Origin of the sequence: Halomonas terrestris (genome assembly GCF_049166755.1) — a bacterium.
In the GTDB taxonomy this organism is placed as follows: Bacteria; Pseudomonadota; Gammaproteobacteria; order Pseudomonadales; family Halomonadaceae; genus Halomonas.
In genome coordinates this window covers 258,432-277,085 of record NZ_JBMHFZ010000002.1, presented here as the reverse complement: position 1 = coordinate 277,085, position 18,654 = coordinate 258,432, and the positions used below count along the sequence as shown (strand labels likewise).

Below are 18,654 nucleotides of genomic sequence, written 5' to 3'. Positions count from 1 at the left end.
TCACGCAGGTAGGCAGTGCGCATGGCCTGACTCATGCCGGCAACTGCCAAGCGACCTGGGCGTCGACGGGAAAGACGGGGCGTGGCAGGTACCTGAAATCGAACCGCGTCAGGATCGGCGACGTCAGCCCCGGGGTATCGACTTCGATGACCTGATCCGGGGCGAAGAACTCGTCGAAGCCGGCCCGGAAGTGGCCTCGGGACTTCACCACCACGGCTCGGGCCCTGGCGATGTCCAGCCCCATCATCTCCAGGAACACCGGATCGGCGCACTGGGTGCGAATCGATATCACGACGACCTGAATCCCGCCCAGGTCCAGGAGCACCGTCGGCCCCAGGTTCATGCGCCGTCCGGCATAGAACCCCCGTCGACCGACGCAGTCCCCGTCCTTGAGGCAGGTCACCCTGGCGGGCACCTCGAAGCGTCGCGAGAAATCATCGGGCTCGGTCCGGTTGAAGACCGCACTGAATGCAGCGCCCTCCCCCAGGTCATGGGCCTCGCGGGCCAGCTCGGGGTCGTGGATCACCCCGACCACCACCCCCGTGGCGCCGGCCTGGTGCAGGGCCTCGAGAATCCACATCGTGTTGCCCCGCCCCCCGCCACCGGGGTTGTCGGCCACATCGGCGAGGATCAGGGCCGGCAGCCGGGGTTGTTCTCCGACCTCCACGACCCGGGCCACGGCCTCTTCCAGCGAGGTCAGGTGCGGCACATAGCGCTCATGGTCATCCCAGGCCTTGCGGGCGACCCGGCGAGCCACGGCCCTGGCGGCCTCGGCATCGTCCCTTGCGGTCACGAGAATGGCCATCCCGTTCTTCGGCGTATCGCCGAAGGCAAAGCCACCGAGGATGGAGACATTGGCGATCGCCTCGGTGATCAGGGCCTGACCGTAGTCGATGATGTCGGCGTAGGGGCCGGATTCGGTCAGCAGGGTCACCGTCGGCGGCGTCAGTGGCAAGCGGATGAAGGCCATCTCCGGACGCATGCCGGCGAACATCTCCAGCAGGATGCCGGCCGCCTCCATCCCGCGATCCCGCATGTCCACATGCGGATTGGTGCGGTAGGCGACGATGGCGTCGGCCGCCTCGACCATGCGCTCGGAGACGTTGCCGTGCAGGTCCAGGGTCGCCACGACGGGCACCTCGGCGCCGACGATGGCGCGGACCATCGCGAAGATCTCGCCGTCCGGATCATACTCCTCGGTGGTGATCATGGCGCCGTGGTTGGCGATGTAGACGGCGTCGAGGGGCATGGCGGCTTCGAGACGACGCTTCATCTCGTCGCGGGTCGCCTGGTAGAAGTCATGATCCAGCGGGCCTCCGGCCTCCACCAGGCCCACCAGGATGGGGACAGGCGTCCAGTCGCAGCGTGAATTCATGGTACTGCTGAACCCACGGATCTCCGCGGGCAGCTTGGGGTCGGAACTTCCCAGGTCTGCCAGGATTTCATCACCCGCCAGATAGACCCGGTTGAGATAGTCCTCCTCGGTGGTCACCGGGGCGAAACGGTTGCTTTCGAGCATCAGGCCCAGGATGGCGACACGCCGCGAAGTAGTCCCCGTCATCTGATCGATCCCCTTGTGATGGAGATCACAGCTTACATGGGGCCTTTCCCGGCACCCAATGCCGCCTCGGCCTAGTCCGATGCCGGAGCGGTATCGCCGATCACCGACCAGAACGCTTCCGCGGCATGGGGCAGGGGCTCGCGAGGGCGAAACACCCGGATGTCGACGGGAATGTACCAGGACGGGTCTCCCGACAGCAGCAGCGTTCCCGCCTCCAGCTCGGCAAGGATCTGGTTCTCGGGCAGCCACGCCAGGCCTCGCCCGTCGCGGGCCATGGTTTTCAGCACGGCCGCCAGGTGAGTCTCGAAGACGCGCTGCATGGCGGGGCGTGCGGGATGGTGCGCCAGCATGAAATCCACGGCGCGCCCGATGGCGGAGGTTTCCGCATAGGCCAGATACGAGAGTGGCGCTGCCGCCGAGCCCGGCAGCGGCTGCGATGGCCGCCCCTGCTCGTCCGGTGCCGAGACCGGCAGCAGGCGATCCTCGCCGACCTTCACCGACTGGTAACGGTCCTCGGGCAGCGGGATGTCCACCGAGGGGTGGGTATGGCACATCATGAAGTGGCACTCGCCCCGCAACAGCGACTGCACACAGCTGCCCACCTGGTTGGAATCCAGGCGGATCAGCAGCACGCCGACCCGCTCCTCGATATGCCGGATCCAGTCGGGGAAGAAGGTCAGGGAGAGGCTGTGGGTGGACGAGAACGAGATGGTATTCTCGCTCGACTGGCCGATCTGGCGAATCTCGTCGCGGGCCTGGAAGAGCCGACGCAGCACGCCCTCGGCAACCGGATGGAAGCGTTCGCCCGCCGGCGTCAGCGTGATGGGTTGCTTGCCACGGTCGAACAGCGGGGCGCCCACCCACTCTTCCAGGGCCTTGATGCGCCGGCTGAAGGCGGGCTGGGTGGTGGCCCGAGACTCCGCCGAGCGGGAGAAATTGCCCGTATCCGCCAGGGACAGGAAGTCCATCAGCCACTTGATTTCCATCGCACGAGACTCCGGCATGACCCGGCCTGACCGGCCTGTTGAGCATCGAATCATGACCCGAGCCCGATACGCATGCAAATCACGCATGATCCGATCCCGAACCGGCATTCGCCAAGGGTTCGCCGACTCGCAATGATGTCGTGAGTGACCAGATTCGACAGCTGTGCCGGGCAGGCCGGTACCATGGGGGAGACAGTGACCAGCATCAGGCCGTACTGGAAGAATTTCATCGATGGCGAATGGGTCGATGGCGCCGGAGACGAGCGCATCGTCGTTACCGACCCGGCGACGGGCGCCCCCATTGCCGAGGTCGCCCGCGCCCAGCCCGCCGATGTGGATCGGGCCGTGGCAGCCGCACGACGCTGTTTCGAGAGTCGGAGCCTGGCGGAGATGCGCCCTCATCAGCGGGGCGAGATGATGCGGGAGGTGTCCCTCCGGCTCGGCGAGCTGGCTGACGAGATCGCCACCGTCGAGTGCTTCGACAACGGCAAGACAGTGGAGCGGGGCTACGGCGATGTCGCCCTGACCCAGCGCTACCTGGACTACTACGCCGGCATGGCCGACAAGCTGGAGGGACGCCAGATCCCGCTGGGCGAGGGGGTGCTCGACTACACCACCCATATGCCGTTCGGGGTCTCGGCCCAGATCGTGCCGTGGAACGGGCCACTCCCCGTGGGGGCGCGCTCCATCACCTGTGCCCTGCTCACCGGCAATACGGTGGTCCTCAAGTCGCCGGAGGACTCCCCGCTGAGCCTCTTCCTGTTTGCCGAGGCGTGCGAACGGGCCGGCGTCCCCCGGGGGGCCGTCAACATCCTCTGCGGCTACGGGCATGATGCCGGCGCCAGCCTGGTCGCGCATGGCGATATCGACCACATCGTCTTCACCGGTTCCGTCGAGACCGGCAGGAGCGTGCTGCGGGCCGCCTCGGAACGGATCATTCCGTGCATCATGGAGCTGGGCGGCAAGTCGGGCGCCATCGTCTATCCGGACGCGGACCTGGAGCAGGTGGCCAGAAGCGCCGCGCGGGGGATCTTCCATCATGCCGGACAGATCTGCTCGGCCGGCGCCCGCCTGATCGTGCACCGTTCGATCCATGACGACCTGGTGGCACGGCTCAAGGAAGCGGCCGAGACCCTTTCCGTCGGCCCGGGCATCGACGGCTGCGACATGGGCCCCCTGATTTCCGCGCGGCAACTGGATCGGGTCGAGTCGCTCTGCCGTATCGGAGTCGCGGAGGGCGCGACACTGGTCACCGGCGGATCGCGCCTGGCCGGCATGCCGGGACACTTCATGGCACCCACCCTCTTCACCGGGGTGCGTCCCGAGATGCGGATCGCCCAGGAGGAGTTCTTCGGCCCGGTGGTCGTGGTCCTCCCCTTCGACTCCCCGGAGGAGGCCGTCGCCATTGCCAACGGCACCGACTACGGCCTGGCGGCCGGGGTCTACACCAACGACCTGAGGCTGGCCCACTGGACGGCCGACCGCCTGGTCGCCGGACAGGTGTATGTCAATGAATGGTGGACGGGCGGCGTGGAGACTCCCTTCGGAGGCACCAAGCGCTCCGGGTATGGCCGGGAGAAGGGGCAGGAAGCCCTGCTCGGCTATGTCCAGACCAAGAATGTCGGCATCCGCCTCTAGCCATGGCGGATCGCTTCGATTACGTCATCATCGGTGCGGGCAGCGCCGGTTCGGTGGTCGCCGGCCGGCTGTCGGAATCGGGCCAGGGCTCGGTCTGCGTGCTCGAGGCCGGCCCACCCGACCGTCACCCGTCCATCCATGTCCCGGCCGCCGTGGTGCATGCCCTCGACAACCCCCGCATCAACTGGATGTATCGCACGGCGCCCAGCTGGGGGACGGGAGGGCGCAGCATCATCCAGTCGCGGGGCAAGACACTGGGCGGGTCGGGATCGATCAACGGGCATGTCTATACCCGAGGTCACCGCGCCGACTTCGACGGCTGGGCGGCGCTGGGCAACAGTGGCTGGAGCTACGCGGAGCTGCTGCCCTACTTCAAGCGCTGCGAAGGGCGTATCGGCGACGGCGATGACCGCTATCGGGGACGAACCGGCCCCTTCACCATCACCGACATCGACCAGCCCGATCCCCTCTGTGACGCCTTCATGGACGGGGCCGAGTCACTCGGCATTCCGCGCAACCCCGACTACAACGGGGCCTCCCAGGAGGGCATCGCCTACGTCCAGCGCAGCATCCATCGGGGGCGCCGGGTCAGCCCGGCACGGGCCTTCCTCTATCCGGCGATGAAGCGCGGCAACACCGAGGTACGCACCCGGGCCCGGGCCCTGCAGGTCCTCTTCGCGGGCCGGCGCGCCGTCGGCGTGCGCTACCACCGGCACGGCCGTGACCATGTGGTTCTCGCGAACCGGGAAGTGATCCTCTGTGGCGGCGCCATCGCGTCGCCACACCTGCTGCAGCTGTCGGGCATCGGCGCCCCGGGCCTGCTGCAGCGGATCGGCGTCCCCCTCGTTCACGCCCTCCCCGGTGTCGGCGAGAACCTCTGCGACCACTACGCGGCCAGGATGGTGATGCGCATTCGCGGCATCGAGACCATCAACGAGCGCGTGCGCGGCCTCAAGCTGGTGAAGGAGGTCGCCCGCTACGCCTTCAGGCGGCGCGGCGCCCTGGCGCTGACCCCGACCCTGGTCTACTGCTTCTGGCGCTCGGACCACGGCGATATCCAGGTCTCCTTCACGCCCGCCAGCTATCCCGCAGGCGTCTGGAGCGGGCTGGACAGGTTTCCCGGTGCGACCATCGCGTGCTGGCAGCAGCGGCCGGCCAGCCGGGGGCATGTCCGCGCCCTGTCGGCTGATCCCTTCGCGCAGCCCGAGTTTCAGCCGAACTACCTGGCCGAGGAGGAGGATCGCCAGGCCCTGCTGGCGGCCATGCGGCTCGGCCGCCAGCTGGCCGGCAGCGCCCCCTTCTCGCGGCATGTCGAGCAGGAAGTCTGGCCCGGCGACCAAGCCCGGAGCGATGCCGAACTGCTCGACCATGCCCGCCACACCGGCAACACCACCTATCATCCGATCGGGACCTGCCGCATGGGACCCGCGGAGCGCACGGACAGCGTGGTCGACGACCAGCTGCGGGTCCACGGGATCGAGGGGTTGCGCGTGGCCGACGCCTCCATCATGCCGACGATGCCGGCGGCGAACACCAATGCGGCCGCCCTGATGATCGGGGAAAAGGCGGCGGACATGATCCTGGGCAGGCGGCCATTGCCGCCCGAGCCGGCGGGGGCTCCACCGGATCCATCGTGATGCCCCGCGGCAATGCCGCCGGGCTCAGTGCTCCCCCCGGGACTCCCGCCACTCCTCGGCGGCCTCCTCGACCCCGGGCTCGTCGCCGCGGTGGCGTGCCGCCTGGCGGTGGGCCTCCTCCTCGCGCACGTCGTCGATCACGGTCATCAGCTCGTCGACATCCACGGGGGCGGTGTCGTGCGCGAAGCGGCCGGTCAGCCGGCTTTCCGGATGCAGCTCCCCTGCCTCGAAGAGCGCCCAGATCTCCTTGCCGTAATCGGTGGCCAGCAGCTCCGGGGCGAAGCGGCCGAAGTAGCGGCGCATGTTGTCGACATCGCGCTCGAACATCATCTCGGCGCTGTTGTTGCCGGCGGCGTCCACCGCCTGGGGAAGGTCGATGATCACCGGGCCGTCGGCGGAGAGCAGCACGTTGAACTCGGAAAGGTCGCCATGGATCAGGCCGGCACACAGCATGCGCACCACGTCACCGATCACCTTGGCGTAATGGGCCCGGGCCTCGTCGGCCGTCAGGGTGACGTCGTCCAGGCGCGGCGCGGTCAGGCCCTCGGGATCGGTGATCATCTCCATCAGCAGCACGCCGTCGACGAAGCCATGGGGCCTGGGCACCCGCACGTCAGCCGCCGCCAGCCGGTAGAGGGCATCGACCTCGGCATTGAGCCAGGCCCGCTCCTGCTCCTTCTGGCCGTAGCGGGTCTTCTTGGCCATCGCCCGGGAGCGGCGGCTGTTGCGCTCCTTGCGTCCCTCCTGGTACTGCACGGCCTGCTTGAAGCTGCGCTGCCTGGCCTCCTTGAAGACCTTGGCACAGCGCCGCTCGCCATGCGAGCGCACCACGTACACCTGGGCTTCCTTGCCGCTCATCAGCTGGCTCTCGACCGCGTCGATCAGGCCGTCGTCGACCAGCGGCTGCAATCTCTTGGGTATCTTCATGTCACCACGTTGGCATAGAACCCGTCGGCTGGATATGCCGCGGGCGTGTCTCGTTTGGCTTGCGGTCAGCGGCTGACGCGCCGGGCGCGGAAGGTGCGCCCCTTGAGCCTGCCGTTGCCCAGCTGGTCGAGGGCCGCCGCGGCGACGTCGCGCCGCACGGCCACATAGGCGCTGCGCTCCAGCACCCTGATCCTGCCGACCTGGCTACCGGCGATGCCCCCCTCGCCGGTCAGGGCGCCGAGGATATCGCCGGGCCGCAGCTTCTGCTTCTTGCCACCGTCGAGCTGCAGCGTGGCCATGGCCGGCAAGAAGGGCTCCCGGGCCAGCACGTCACGCGGCGGCAGCGAGGCCTCCTCGAGCGGTTCGCCGAGGAACTCGACCAGCCGCTCCAGCCGGTACGCCTCCTGCTCCGTGACCAGGGTGCAGGCCATACCGGAGCCGCCGGCGCGGCCGGTACGCCCGATGCGGTGGACATGCACCTCGAGCTCGCGGGCGATGCGGTAGTTGAACACCGCATCCAGCGCCTCGATGTCCAGCCCGCGTGCCGCCACGTCGGTCGCCACCAGGATCGAGGCGCTGCCGTTGGCGAACAGTACCAGGATCCGGTCGCGGTCGCGCTGCTCCAGGTCACCATGCAGGGCCAGGGCACTGAAGCCCGCGTCGTTCAGGGCCTCGGCGACCTCGTCGGTCTCGCGCTTGGTGTTGCAGAACACCACGCTGGAACGCGGCCGATGGTGCAGCAGCAGGCGGCGCAGTGCGTCGAGGCGCTCCGGCTCGTCCGCCACCCGGTAGACGTGCTGGCGGATGCTGGCCTGGTCATGGGTCTCGGCCATCTCTACCGTCACCGGGTCGCGCATCAGCCCCTCGGCGATGCGCCGGATGCCGTCCGTGTAGGTCGCGCTGAACAGCAGCGTCTGGCGGTGGGCCGGGGTCGCGGCGATGATCGCCTCCATCGCGGCCTGGAAGCCCATGTCGAGCATGCGGTCGGCCTCGTCCAGCACCAGGGTCTCGAGGGCTGCCAGGGCCAGCGAGCCCTTGCGCAGGTGCTCCTCCACCCGCCCCGGGGTGCCGACCACCACATGCGCCCCATGGGCCAGCGAGGCGAGCTGTGGGCCGAGAGGCGCCCCGCCGCACAGGGTCAGCACCTTGACGTTGGGCAGGCTGCGCGCCAGGCGGCGGATCTCGCCGGCCACCTGGTCCGCCAGCTCGCGGGTCGGGCAGAGCACCAGCCCCTGCACCCGGAAGTCCGCCACCGACAGCCGCGACAGCAGCGCCAGGCCGAAAGCGGCGGTCTTGCCCGAGCCGGTCTTCGCCCGGGCGATCACGTCGCGGCCCGCCAGCATGGGCGGCAGGCTCTCGGCCTGGATCGGCGTCATGGCGTGATAGCCCAGCGAGGCGAGGTTGGCCAGCAGTTCCGGCGCCAGCGACAGCGTGGCGAAATCGGGAGAGGAATCAGACACGTGGATAGACCTGCAAGGGAAGGCTGGCACCGGGACAGGCGCGAGGAAGGGGGGGCGCCATCGGGCCGGGGCCGTGGGAGCGATGATCGGAGGCGGGCAGCATAGCAGAAAGTGGCGCGCAGCACCCGGCCTGGTGGTGGCGTCATCACATTCACTGCTCGCCCCGCCGCGGCCGGCGGCCCCGTTGGCTGGCGGGACATGTCCGAAAGGCGCCCATCTCCTATAGTCAGTGTCAGGGGGTGGTGTCATGCCACCTGCGACCATCACGCCACCCGCCGAGGAGGCCCGACGCGCATCATGTGCCTGGCGATTCCCATGCAGATCACCCGCATCGACGGCGACACGGCCCGCGCGGCCTCCCGCGGCATCGAGCGCGACATCGACCTGATGCTGGTCCAGGACCAGGCCCTCGCCGTGGGCGACTTCGTCATCGTGCATGTCGGCTACGCCCTCCAGCGACTGGACCCCGAGGAGGCCCTGGCGACCTGGCGACTGCTCGACGAGATGGACGACGGAGCCCTCGACCATGCATGAGCTGAGCCTGTGTCGTTCGCTGGTCCGCCAGGCCGGCCGGGTCGCCGCCGAGCACGGGGCGCTGCGCATCCGCCGCGTGTGTCTGCGCATCGGGCCGCTCTCCGGGGTCGAGACCGCGCTGATGCGCGAGGCCTTTCCGCTGGCCAGCCGCCATACCCTCGCCGAGGGGGCACGGCTGGAGATGACCCGCTGCCCGGTCCGGGTACACTGCCCCCGCTGCGCTCAGGAGGCCGAGGCCAGCGTCAACGACCTGAGCTGCCCGCGCTGCGGGCACTGGCAGACCCGGCTGACCAGCGGCGACGAACTCCTGCTGGTCAGCGTCGACCTCGCCGACACCCCTCTCCCTCCCACCGGATAACAGGAGCCTCATCGTGTGCCAGACCTGCGGCTGCGCCATTCCCGATCACCTGCAGCACGCCTCGAACGAGCACGACGTCCATACCGTGGAGGTCCTCGAGGGCCTGAAGGCCCACAACGACGAGGTCGCGCGCCATAACCGCGAGCACTTCGACCGTGCCGGGCTGCTGGTCGTCAACCTGATGTCCTCCCCCGGCGCCGGCAAGACCAGCCTGCTGGAAGCCACCATCGAGGCGCTGGGCGCCCGCTACCGCCTGGCGGTGATCGAGGGCGACCTGGAAACCGAGAACGACGCCCGGCGCATCCGCGCCCGGGGCGTGCCCGCGGTCCAGATCACCACCGGCAGCGCCTGCCACCTGGATGCCGCCATGGTGCACCGCGCGGCCCATGCGCTGCCACTGGACGCCCTGGACCTCCTGTTCATCGAGAACGTCGGCAACCTGGTCTGCCCCGCGAGCTTCGATCTCGGCCAGCATGCCAACGTCACCCTGCTCTCGACCCCGGAGGGTGACGACAAGCCGCTCAAGTACCCGGTCATGTTCCGCGCAAGCGACCTGGTGCTGGTCACCAAGACCGACCTGCTGCCGGTCCTCGACGACTTCGACGTCGACGCCGTGGCGGCGCACATGCACCGGCTCGCCTCTGGCGCCCCGGTGATGGCGCTGAGCAGCCGCTCGGGACCGCTCGACGCCTGGCTGGAATGGCTCGAGGCGGGCCTGGCCGAGCGGCGCCGACCGGCCTTCCGTCCGGCGCCTCCCGCCGAGGGGGCGCGCCTGCTGTCTCGCCCCCGGGGCCTCGCCTGAACCATGGCGCTCCCCACCCCCGGCGAGTGGCTGGACCGGATCCGCGCCCTCCCCCGGCCGGCATCGGGTCGCCTGCGGATCATGAACGTCTGCGGCGGCCACGAGCGCACCATCACCCATGCCGGCCTGCGCAAGGTGCTGCCCGACTACCTGGAACTGATCCCCGGGCCCGGCTGCCCCGTCTGCGTCTGCCCCGAGGAGGACATCCATGCCGCGGTGGCCCTGAGCCTCGCGGACGACGTCATCGTCGCCACCTTCGGCGACATGGTGCGCGTCCCCTGCAATGCCCCCCGGCGGGAGCCGCGCTCCCTGCAGGCCGCCCGCGCCCTCGGCGGCCGGGTGGTCCCGGTCGCCTCCCCCGGCGAGGTGCTGACGCTGGCCCGCCAGCATCCCGGAAAGCGAGTGGTCTTCTTCGCCGCCGGCTTCGAGACGACCACGGCGCCGATCGCTGCCCTCTTCTCCCGCACGGACCTGCCGGACAACCTGCTGCTGCTGCTCAGCGCCCGCCAGACCTGGCCGGCCATCGCCCACCTGCTCGGGGACGGCGCGCCGGGCTTCGATGCGCTGATCGCCCCGGGGCATGTGGCCACCATCATGGGCGCCGAGCAGTGGCGCTTCGTGCCCGAGGCGCACGGACTGCCCACTGCCGTGGCCGGCTTCACCCCCGGCCTGATCCTGGCGGGCCTGCATGCGGTACTCCGGCAGGCGCTCGACCGGGCCCCGCGGCTCGACAACGCCTACCCGCAGTGCGTCACCGCCGCCGGCAACCGTCGGGCACAGGCGCTGATGGGCGAGCTGTTCGAGGTCACCGACGCCGAGTGGCGCGGCATCGGCCCCCTGCCCGACTCCGGCTACGGCTGCACGGCGCCCCTGGCCGAACGCGATGCCCGCCGACACTTTCCCGAGGTGTTCGAGGCTGCCTACGCACGCCGCGGCGAGATGCCGCCCGGCTGCGACTGCGCCGAGGTGGTGCTGGGGCGGATCCGGCCACCGCAGTGCCGACTCTACGGCAGCGCCTGCCGGCCGGAGAGCCCGGTGGGCCCCTGCATGGTCTCCGAGGAGGGCGCCTGCCGGATCTGGTGGAGCCATGGCGTCCGGCCGTCGCAGGAAGCGCCCGCCGGGCGGATTGCCGCCACCCCGGTCGACGCGGCCCCTGGTGATACTGACCCTGGTGAGTCAGCCCCGATCGAGAGAGCCCCCGGCCAGGAGGCACGACGCTGGGTGCTGGCCGGCGTGGTCCAGGGCGTGGGGTTCCGGCCCTTCGTCCAGCGGCTGGCCAGCCGGCTGGACCTCGCGGGCCAGGTGCGCAACAGCGGTGGCAAGGTGGTGATCGAGGCCCAGGGAAGCGCCGACCGGCTGGACGCCTTCGAGCGGGCACTGCTCGCCGAGGCGCCGCGGCTGGCGCGTCCGCGCCTCGCTCGCCGCGAGACGATCCCGGTGGCGCTGAGCCCGCCGGACGCGGCCCGACCGAACGCGGCCCGACCGTTCGCGGCCCGACCGTTCGCGGCCCGACCGATCGCGGCCCGACCGTTCGTGATCCGGCAGAGCGACGGTGACCCGGGCGGCGCGATCCACCTGCCACTGGACACCCCGGTGTGCCCGGCCTGCCTGGCGGAGATGCACGACCCGCAGGACCGTCACCACGGCTACCCCTTCACCCACTGCGACCAGTGCGGCCCGCGCTACAGCGTGATCGAGCGGCTGCCCTACGATCGGGCGCGCACCAGCCTCAAGGCGTTTCCGCTCTGCCCCGAGTGCCGGCGGGAATACGACGACCCGCACAGCCGACGCTTCCATGCCCAGTCGATCGGCTGTCCGCAGTGCGGGCCGCGGCTGACGTTTGTAGAGGGGGTCGTGTTGGGCAACCGGACGCTCACGGCCCCCGAGGAGGCGCTGGCGGCCGCCATCACGGCCCTCGACGCCGGGCGAATCGTCGCCGTGAAGGGGGTCGGTGGCTACCACCTGATGGCCGATGCCGGCAACCCGGCGGCGCTGGCGACCCTGCGCGAGCGCAAGCATCGGCCGCACAAGCCGTTCGCGGTGATGGTCCCGTGGCAGGGCGAGGATGGCCTGGAGGTCGTGCGCCGGCATGCCCGGCTGGACCCGGAAGCCGCCGAGGCCCTGCTCGCCGACGAGCGGCCGGTGGTCCTGCTCCCGCTGCGCGCCGACCACGGGCTCGAGGCGGGCCTCGCCCCCGGGCTCGGCGAGGTCGGCGTGCTGCTGCCCTATGCGCCCCTGCACCACCTGCTGCTGGAGGCCCTGGCGCGCCCGCTGGTCGCCACCTCGGCCAATGTCGCCGGCGAGCCGATCATCGCCGACCGGGCCATGGCGGAGCAGCGACTGGGCCGGGTGGCCGATGCCTTCCTGCACCATGACCGCCCCATCCTGCACCCCGTGGATGACGGCGTCCGGCGGCCCATCGCCGGCAAGGCCCGCCCGCTGCGTCCGGGGCGGGGCAGCACCCCCCTCGAGCTCGAGCTGCCCTGGCGCCTGCCCCGGGCCGTCCTCGCCGTGGGTGCCCAGCAGAAGAGCACGGTCTGCCTGGCCTGGGAGGCGCGGCTGGTGCTGTCGCCGCACATCGGCGAGCTGTCGGCGCTGCGCACCCAGCAGGCCTTCGCGCGGCAGATCGAGACCCTGGCCGGGCTGTATGGCGTGCACCCCGAGCTCGTCCTGCATGATGCCCACCGCGGCTACCACAGTAGCCGCTGGGCCCGCGACAGCGGCCTGGCGTGCCGGGAGGTCGCCCACCACCACGCCCATGCCGCCGCCCTGTGCGGGGAGCACGGCCGCTTCCGGGAACCGACCCTGGTGTTCACCTGGGACGGTACCGGGCTGGGCCCGGACGGCACCCTGTGGGGCGGCGAGGCCCTGCTCGGTCGACCCGGCCGCTGGCAACGCCATGCCTCGTTCGCGCCCTTTGCCCTGCCCGGCGGGGAGGCGGCCATCCGGGAGCCCTGGCGCCTGGCCGCCACCCTGGGCTGGCAGAGCGGCCTCGAGGGGCCGGTCGCCGAAGGCACCGACGAGGAGCTGGCCCTGCTGCGAGCGGCCTGGGAGCGGCGCCTCAACGCCCCCGCCTGTTCCGCCGTGGGCCGGCTGTTCGATGCCGCCGCGGCCCTGCTGGTCCCGATGTCCCGGGTCAGCCACGAGGCCCAGGCCGCCATGCGGCTCGAGGCGCTGGCCGAGGGCGACGGCCAGCCGCTCGAGCTTCCCCACCGACGCGACCCGGACGGGGTGCTACGCTGTGACTGGCGCCCATTGATCCGTCACCTCCATGACGCACGCCTCGCCCCGGAACGGCGCGCCGCGGACTTCCATGCCACCCTGGTGCGGGTGCTGTGCCGGCAGGCGGGGGCGGCTCGGGATGCGACCGGGGTGGAGACCCTCGGCCTGACCGGCGGCGTGTTCCAGAATCGCCGACTGACCGGGGCGGCAGTGGCAGCCCTGGAGGAGGACGGCTTCAGGGTGCTGCTGCACGAACGGCTGCCCTGCAACGACGCCGCGATCAGCGTCGGTCAGGTCATGGAGTGCCTGGCCCGACTGTCACGGCACGAGGAGGAGTGAGTGACCCAGCCCGGTCCCGACACGGCCACCGTCACCCTGGCCCACGGCAACGGCGGACGCCTCATGCGCCAGCTGATCGATGCGGTGTTCGTCCGCCAGCTGGGCAACCCCTGGCTGGCGCCGCTGTCCGATGCCGCCATCCTGCCCCCCTTCCCGGCCGGCGACCACGAGCTGGTCTTCACCAGCGACGGGGTCACCGTGCAGCCGCTGTTCTTCGCCGGGGGCGACATCGGCAGCCTGGCGGTGCACGGCACCGTCAACGACCTCGCCGTCTGCGGGGCGACCCCGCGCTACCTGAGCCTCAACGCCTTCCTGGAAGAGGGGCTGCCGCTCGAGGCGCTCGAGCGGATCGTTGCCAGCCTGGCCAAGGCCGCCCGGGCCTGCGATGTCCAGGTGGTGGCCGGCGACACCAAGGTACTGCCGCGCGGGCTCTGCGGCGGGCTCTACTTCGGCGTGTCCGGGATCGGCACGCGGCCCGCCGGGCTGGCCCTCGGCACCCGCGGCATTCGTGCGGGGGATGCGATCCTGGTCAGCGGGCCGCTGGGCGACCACGGCATTGCCGTGATGCTGGCCCGCGAGGAATTCGGCCTGAGCGGCGACCTGGCCTCCGACAGCGCCAGCGTACTGCCCCTGACCCGCGCGCTGCTGACGATGCCCGGCCTGCGCTTCATGCGCGACCCGACCCGCGGCGGCCTGGCGACGGTGCTGCACGAGGTGATCCAGGCCACGGGGCTCGGCGTGACGCTCGAGGAGCCGCAGCTGCCGATCCGCGGCAGCGTGCGCAGCGTCTGCGACATGCTGGGCTACGACCCCCTCTATCTGGCCTGCGAGGGGCGGGTGGTCGCCATCGTGGCCGAGGACGAGGCCGACGAGGCCCTGCGCCGCTGGCAGGCGCTGCCGCAGGGGCAAGGGGCGCAGCGGATCGGCACACTCGACCCGCACCACGACCGGCTGCTGCTGGTCAACGAGTGGGGCGGCGAGCGCCTCCTGCAGGAGCTGGAGGACGACCCGCTGCCACGCATCTGCTGAGCGTGGCTGCACCGGCCACCTGACGACCTTTGAAGGGGACACGGCACCATGAAGGTACGGCACTTTCTCGCCCGCGAGCGCCTCCAGTCACTCCTCGACCGGCTGGTGGAGGCGGGCTATGAGGTCATCGGTCCCCGGGTGCGCGATCATGCCATCCTCTTCGAACCCCTCTCGGCGGTGGAGCAGCTGCCTGTCGGGATCATCGATGACCAGGCCCCGGGCCACTACCGGCTCGAGCGCACCGATTCCGGACGCGTCTTCGACTGGGCCACGGGCCCCCAGGCGATCAAGCCGCTGACCTTTGCCCCTCGCGAGACCCTGTGGCGAAGCGAGCGACAGCCCGACGGCCGGCTGGTGTTCCGCGAGCAGCCCCCCGAGGCCCAGCCGACGGCGGTCATCGGCGTACGCGCCTGCGACCTCGCGGCGCTGGCGGTCCATGACCGCCACTTCCTGCATGACCCCCACCCGGACCCGCACTACCGCGAGCGACGCCAGAACCTCTTCCTGGTCGCCGTCAACTGCATGCGCTCCGCGGCCACCTGCTTCTGTACCGCCACCGGGGATGGCCCGCGGGCACAGCACGGCTTCGACCTGGCGCTCTCGGAACTCGACGACGGCTTCGTGGTGGAGGCCCACACCCAGGAGGGCCAGGCCATCCTCGACACCCTGGAGACGACCCTGGCAAGCCATGACCAGCTCGAGCAGGTGGAGGCCGGGGTCGAGCGCGCCACCCGCCAGCAGACACGCGGCCTGCCCGACGGCTCGCTGCCGGAGATGCTGCAGGCGGCCGTCGCCCACCCCCACTGGCAGACCCTCAACGACCGCTGCCTGACCTGTGGCAACTGCACCGCGGTCTGTCCCACCTGCTTCTGCCAGACCCACGTCGACGAGCTCTCCCTGGACGGGAAGACGTCCGAGCACGGCCGGCAGTGGGGCAGCTGCTTCGACCCCGACCACAGCTACATCCATGGCACCGTCATCCGCGCCGAGCGGCCCCAGCGCTATCGCCAGTGGCTGACCCACAAGTTCGGCACCTGGGTGGAACAGTACGGACGCAGCGGCTGCGTGGGCTGCGGTCGCTGCATCGCCTGGTGCCCGGTGGGCATCGACGTGACCGAGGAATTGGCGGCGCTGTCGATAGCGCCCGACAACGCGCCCCCCAAGGCGCCCGACAGGGAGGACCAATCATGACCAGCGCGCTGGTCCCCCACGAGGCCGAAGTCGTCGGCTGCAGGGACGAGACCCCGGACATGTTCAGCCTGCAGCTGCGCTTCACCGACCCCGAGGTGCAGGCCGCCTACCGCTTCACGATGGGCCAGTTCAACATGCTCTACCTGCCGGGCATGGGCGAGGTCCCGATCTCCATCGTCTCCGACCCCGACGAGCGGGTGATGATCGACCACACCATCCGCAAGGTCGGCTCCGTCACCCGCAACCTGGGGCGGCTCGAGGTCGGCGACCGGCTCGGCCTGCGCGGCCCCTACGGGCGCGGCTGGCCCACGGAGGAGGCCGAGGGTACCGACCTGGTGATCGTCACCGGCGGACTGGGCTGCGCTCCCTCGGTCTCGCTGATCGAGTACGTGCTGCACCGGCGCGGACGCTACGGCCGCATGCATATCATCCAGGGGGTCAAGCACTCCAACGACCTGATCTGGCGCGATCGCTACGACGCCTGGCGCCGGCACCCCGACGTCGAGGTCTACCTGACCGCCGATACCGGCGATACCTTCTGGCCCTGGCATACCGGCCCGGTGACCCAGTTCTTCGAGCGCATCGACTTCGACCCGGCGCGCTGCTCGGTCTTCATCTGCGGGCCCGAGGGCATGATGCGGGCGGTGATCAAGGCGATGCGCGAGCGGGAGGTGCCGGAAGAGCGGATCTGGCTCAGCATGGAGCGCAACATGCACTGCGCCATCGGCTCCTGCGGCCGCTGCCAGCTGGGGCCCAAGTTCGTGTGCCGTGACGGCCCGGTCTTCACCTGCCGGGAACTGGCGCCCTACCTGTCGCACAAGGGAGTCTGACCATGGCCACCGCGACCCGCCGCCCACGCATCGCCGTGCACAAGTTCAGCTCCTGCGACGGCTGCCAACTGGCCTTCCTCAACCTGGGCGAGCCCCTGCTGGCCCTGGCCGAGACCGTCGATATCCTGCACTTCGCCGAGGCCGGGCCGATCGACGAGGAGGCCGAGGTCGACATCGCCTTCGTCGAGGGCAGCGTGGCCACCTCCCAGGACGCCGCACGCCTGCAAGGTATCCGGCAGCGCAGCCGCTACCTGGTCACCATCGGCGCCTGCGCCACTGCCGGCGGCATCCAGGCGCTGCGCAACCTCCACGACGCCGACGAGTGGGTGTCCGGGGTCTATGCCCAGCCCGAGCATATCGACCTGCTCGCCGACTCGACCCCGATTGCCGAGAGCGTCAGGGTCGACCTGGAGCTCTGGGGCTGCCCGGTCAGCGGCGAACAGGTGCTCGGCGCCACCAAGTCGCTGCTGGCCGGCCACCTGCCCCGGGTCGACCACAGTGCGGTGTGCATGGAGTGCAAGCGCCAGCAGGCGGTGTGCGTGATGGTCGCCAAGGGCCAGCCCTGCATGGGCCCGGTCACCAGCACCGGCTGCGGCGCGATCTGCCCCCGCTGGCAGCGCGACTGCTACGCCTGCTACGGGCCCGCCGTGCAGGCCAACGTCTCGGCACTGGCCACCCACCTCGCCGATACCGGCATGCCGGCCGACGAGATCGCCCGGCGCCTGCTGTTCATCAACGGCCATGCCGAACCGTTCCGGAGCGAGGGCCTGGACTGGCAGGCCCGGGTCATCCAGCGTCAGGGCAGCGAGGAGGAGCAGGGATGAGTCACGACACGCGAACCGGCGAGATCCATGTGCCCATCCTGGCGCGGGTCGAGGGCGAGGGCGCCCTGGACATCCGCATCGAGGCCGGCCGCATCGAGGCGCTGTCGCTGCGGATCTTCGAGCCGCCCCGGCTGTTCGAGAAGCTGCTCGAGGGGCGCAGCACCCAGGACGTGATCGACAGCGTGGCCCGCATCTGCGGCATCTGCCCCGTGGCCTACCAGATGAGTGCGGTGGCGGCGATCGAGTCGATCCTCGGCGTCACGCCGAGTCCCTGGGTGGAGGCGATGCGCCGGGTGATGTACTGCGGCGAGTGGCTGCAGAGCCACAGCCTGCACATCCACCTGCTGGCCGCCCCCGACTTCCTCGGGTACGAGAGTGCCCCGGCGATGGCCCGGGACTACCCGGACGAGGTGCGCCGCGGCCTGCGGCTCCAGGGGCTCGGCAACGAGATCATCCGTACCTTCGGCGGCCGCTCGGTGCACCCGGTCGGCATCTGTCCGGGCGGCTTCTTCCATGCCCCCGACAAGGCGGCCATCGAGGCCCTTCGAGAGCACCTGGCGGAAGGCCTCGAGGAGGCCCGCGACCTGATCGCCTGGACGGCCGGACTCCCCATCCCCGAGGACGACCAGGACTTCGTCTCGGTGTCGCTGCGCCATGACCACGACTACCCCATCACCGCGGGTCGGATCGTCTCCGACCAGGGGCTCGACATCGCCCCGGCCGACTTCGAGCGGCACTTCCGCGAGTTCCAGGTCCCCCACTCCACCGCCCTGCACGCCCAGCTCGACGGCCGCCCCTACCTGGTCGGGCCGCTGGCCCGGCTCAACAACAACCTCGACCGACTGCCCAAGGAGCTGCGACAGCTGCTCGACGACCTCGGCGTGCGCTTTCCCAGCCGCAACATGTTCCACAGCATCGTCGCCCGGGCGGTGGAGATGCATGTCGCCCTCGCCGAGGCGCTGCGCCTCACTGAGGACTACGACCCCGCCGCCGAGCCCCGTGTCGAGGCGCCCGCCCGGGCCGGGGTCGGCGTCGGCTGCACCGAGGCCCCCCGCGGCATCCTCTGGCACCGCTATGCGCTGGACGAGCAGGCCCGGGTCGTCGAGGCCCGCATCGTCCCCCCGACCAGCCAGAACCAGGCGCGGATGGAGGAGGACCTCGCAGCCAGCCTCACCCGCTTCGGCCTGGAGCGCGACGACGATGCCCTGCGGCTGCACGGCGAGATGGTGATCCGCAACTACGACCCCTGCATCTCCTGCGCCACCCACTTCCTGGACTTCAATGTCTTGCGAAAAAATGACTTGCGAAAATAAGCC

At 70.6% G+C, this 18,654-nt stretch carries 15 protein-coding genes; 11 read left to right on the top strand and 4 right to left on the bottom strand.

All coding sequences use genetic code 11. The annotated features are described in order from the left end of the window. Nucleotides 1-31 precede the first annotated feature (31 nt). Entirely contained in the window at nt 32-1,561 is a 1,530-nt protein-coding gene (locus ACOMD9_RS03580) for a M81 family metallopeptidase (protein ID WP_421412177.1), read from the bottom strand. 71 nt (nt 1,562-1,632) lie between these two features. Beyond that, nucleotides 1,633-2,547: a LysR substrate-binding domain-containing protein gene (locus ACOMD9_RS03575; RefSeq protein ID WP_421412176.1), complete on the bottom strand. Its 915-nt coding sequence runs from the start codon at nt 2,545-2,547 to the stop codon at nt 1,633-1,635. Nucleotides 2,548-2,691: 144 nt separating this feature from the next. Between ACOMD9_RS03575 and ACOMD9_RS03570 the strand changes: the two genes are divergently transcribed. Both ACOMD9_RS03570 and ACOMD9_RS03565 read left to right on the top strand, forming a co-directional pair. Beyond that, on the top strand, nt 2,692-4,185 hold the full coding sequence (locus ACOMD9_RS03570) for an aldehyde dehydrogenase family protein (RefSeq protein WP_421412175.1): 1,494 nt from the start codon (nt 2,692-2,694) through the stop codon (nt 4,183-4,185). A gap of 2 nt (nt 4,186-4,187) precedes the next feature. Next, on the top strand, nt 4,188-5,822 hold the full coding sequence (locus ACOMD9_RS03565; protein ID WP_421412174.1) for a GMC family oxidoreductase: 1,635 nt from the start codon (nt 4,188-4,190) through the stop codon (nt 5,820-5,822). Nucleotides 5,823-5,846: 24 nt separating this feature from the next. Here ACOMD9_RS03565 and ACOMD9_RS03560 read toward each other — a convergent pair whose 3' ends face one another. Then, entirely contained in the window at nt 5,847-6,749 is a 903-nt protein-coding gene (locus tag ACOMD9_RS03560; RefSeq protein ID WP_421412173.1) for a PA4780 family RIO1-like protein kinase, read from the bottom strand. A gap of 65 nt (nt 6,750-6,814) precedes the next feature. Next, a complete protein-coding gene (gene dbpA / locus ACOMD9_RS03555; RefSeq protein ID WP_421412172.1) occupies nt 6,815-8,209 on the bottom strand; it encodes an ATP-dependent RNA helicase DbpA in 1,395 nt (464 codons plus the stop codon). Nucleotides 8,210-8,506: 297 nt separating this feature from the next. Between dbpA and ACOMD9_RS03550 the strand changes: the two genes are divergently transcribed. Genes ACOMD9_RS03550 through ACOMD9_RS03510 form a run of 9 tightly spaced genes read left to right on the top strand, consistent with a single transcriptional unit; the run spans nt 8,507 to nt 18,651 of the window. Further along, nucleotides 8,507-8,743 carry a HypC/HybG/HupF family hydrogenase formation chaperone gene (locus ACOMD9_RS03550; protein ID WP_278031784.1) on the top strand — a complete coding sequence of 79 codons (237 nt, stop codon included), beginning with the start codon at nt 8,507-8,509 and terminating at the stop codon, nt 8,741-8,743. After that, nucleotides 8,736-9,101 carry a hydrogenase maturation nickel metallochaperone HypA/HybF gene (locus tag ACOMD9_RS03545; protein ID WP_421412171.1) on the top strand — a complete coding sequence of 122 codons (366 nt, stop codon included), beginning with the start codon at nt 8,736-8,738 and terminating at the stop codon, nt 9,099-9,101. Before ACOMD9_RS03550 ends, ACOMD9_RS03545 begins: the two co-directional genes overlap by 8 nt. Nucleotides 9,102-9,114: 13 nt before the next feature. Beyond that, nucleotides 9,115-9,903: a hydrogenase nickel incorporation protein HypB gene (hypB, locus tag ACOMD9_RS03540; RefSeq protein ID WP_421412170.1), complete on the top strand. Its 789-nt coding sequence runs from the start codon at nt 9,115-9,117 to the stop codon at nt 9,901-9,903. A 3-nt stretch (nt 9,904-9,906) separates the two neighbouring features. Continuing rightward, entirely contained in the window at nt 9,907-13,464 is a 3,558-nt protein-coding gene (gene hypF, locus ACOMD9_RS03535) for a carbamoyltransferase HypF (protein WP_421412169.1), read from the top strand. Beyond that, a complete protein-coding gene (gene hypE / locus ACOMD9_RS03530; RefSeq protein WP_421412168.1) occupies nt 13,465-14,493 on the top strand; it encodes a hydrogenase expression/formation protein HypE in 1,029 nt (342 codons plus the stop codon). It begins immediately after the preceding gene. A 48-nt stretch (nt 14,494-14,541) separates the two neighbouring features. After that, nucleotides 14,542-15,684 (top strand): 4Fe-4S dicluster domain-containing protein, encoded by a 1,143-nt coding sequence (locus tag ACOMD9_RS03525; RefSeq protein WP_421412167.1) that lies wholly within the window; start codon nt 14,542-14,544, stop codon nt 15,682-15,684. After that, on the top strand, nt 15,681-16,514 hold the full coding sequence (locus tag ACOMD9_RS03520; RefSeq protein WP_421412166.1) for an FAD/NAD(P)-binding protein: 834 nt from the start codon (nt 15,681-15,683) through the stop codon (nt 16,512-16,514). Before ACOMD9_RS03525 ends, ACOMD9_RS03520 begins: the two co-directional genes overlap by 4 nt. Before the next feature lie 2 nt (nt 16,515-16,516). Beyond that, nucleotides 16,517-17,338, top strand: a complete 822-nt coding sequence (locus tag ACOMD9_RS03515; protein WP_421412165.1) for an NADH-quinone oxidoreductase subunit B family protein — start codon at nt 16,517-16,519, stop codon at nt 17,336-17,338. Further along, nucleotides 17,335-18,651 (top strand): Ni/Fe hydrogenase subunit alpha, encoded by a 1,317-nt coding sequence (locus tag ACOMD9_RS03510; RefSeq protein WP_421412164.1) that lies wholly within the window; start codon nt 17,335-17,337, stop codon nt 18,649-18,651. Before ACOMD9_RS03515 ends, ACOMD9_RS03510 begins: the two co-directional genes overlap by 4 nt. Nucleotides 18,652-18,654 lie beyond the last annotated feature (3 nt).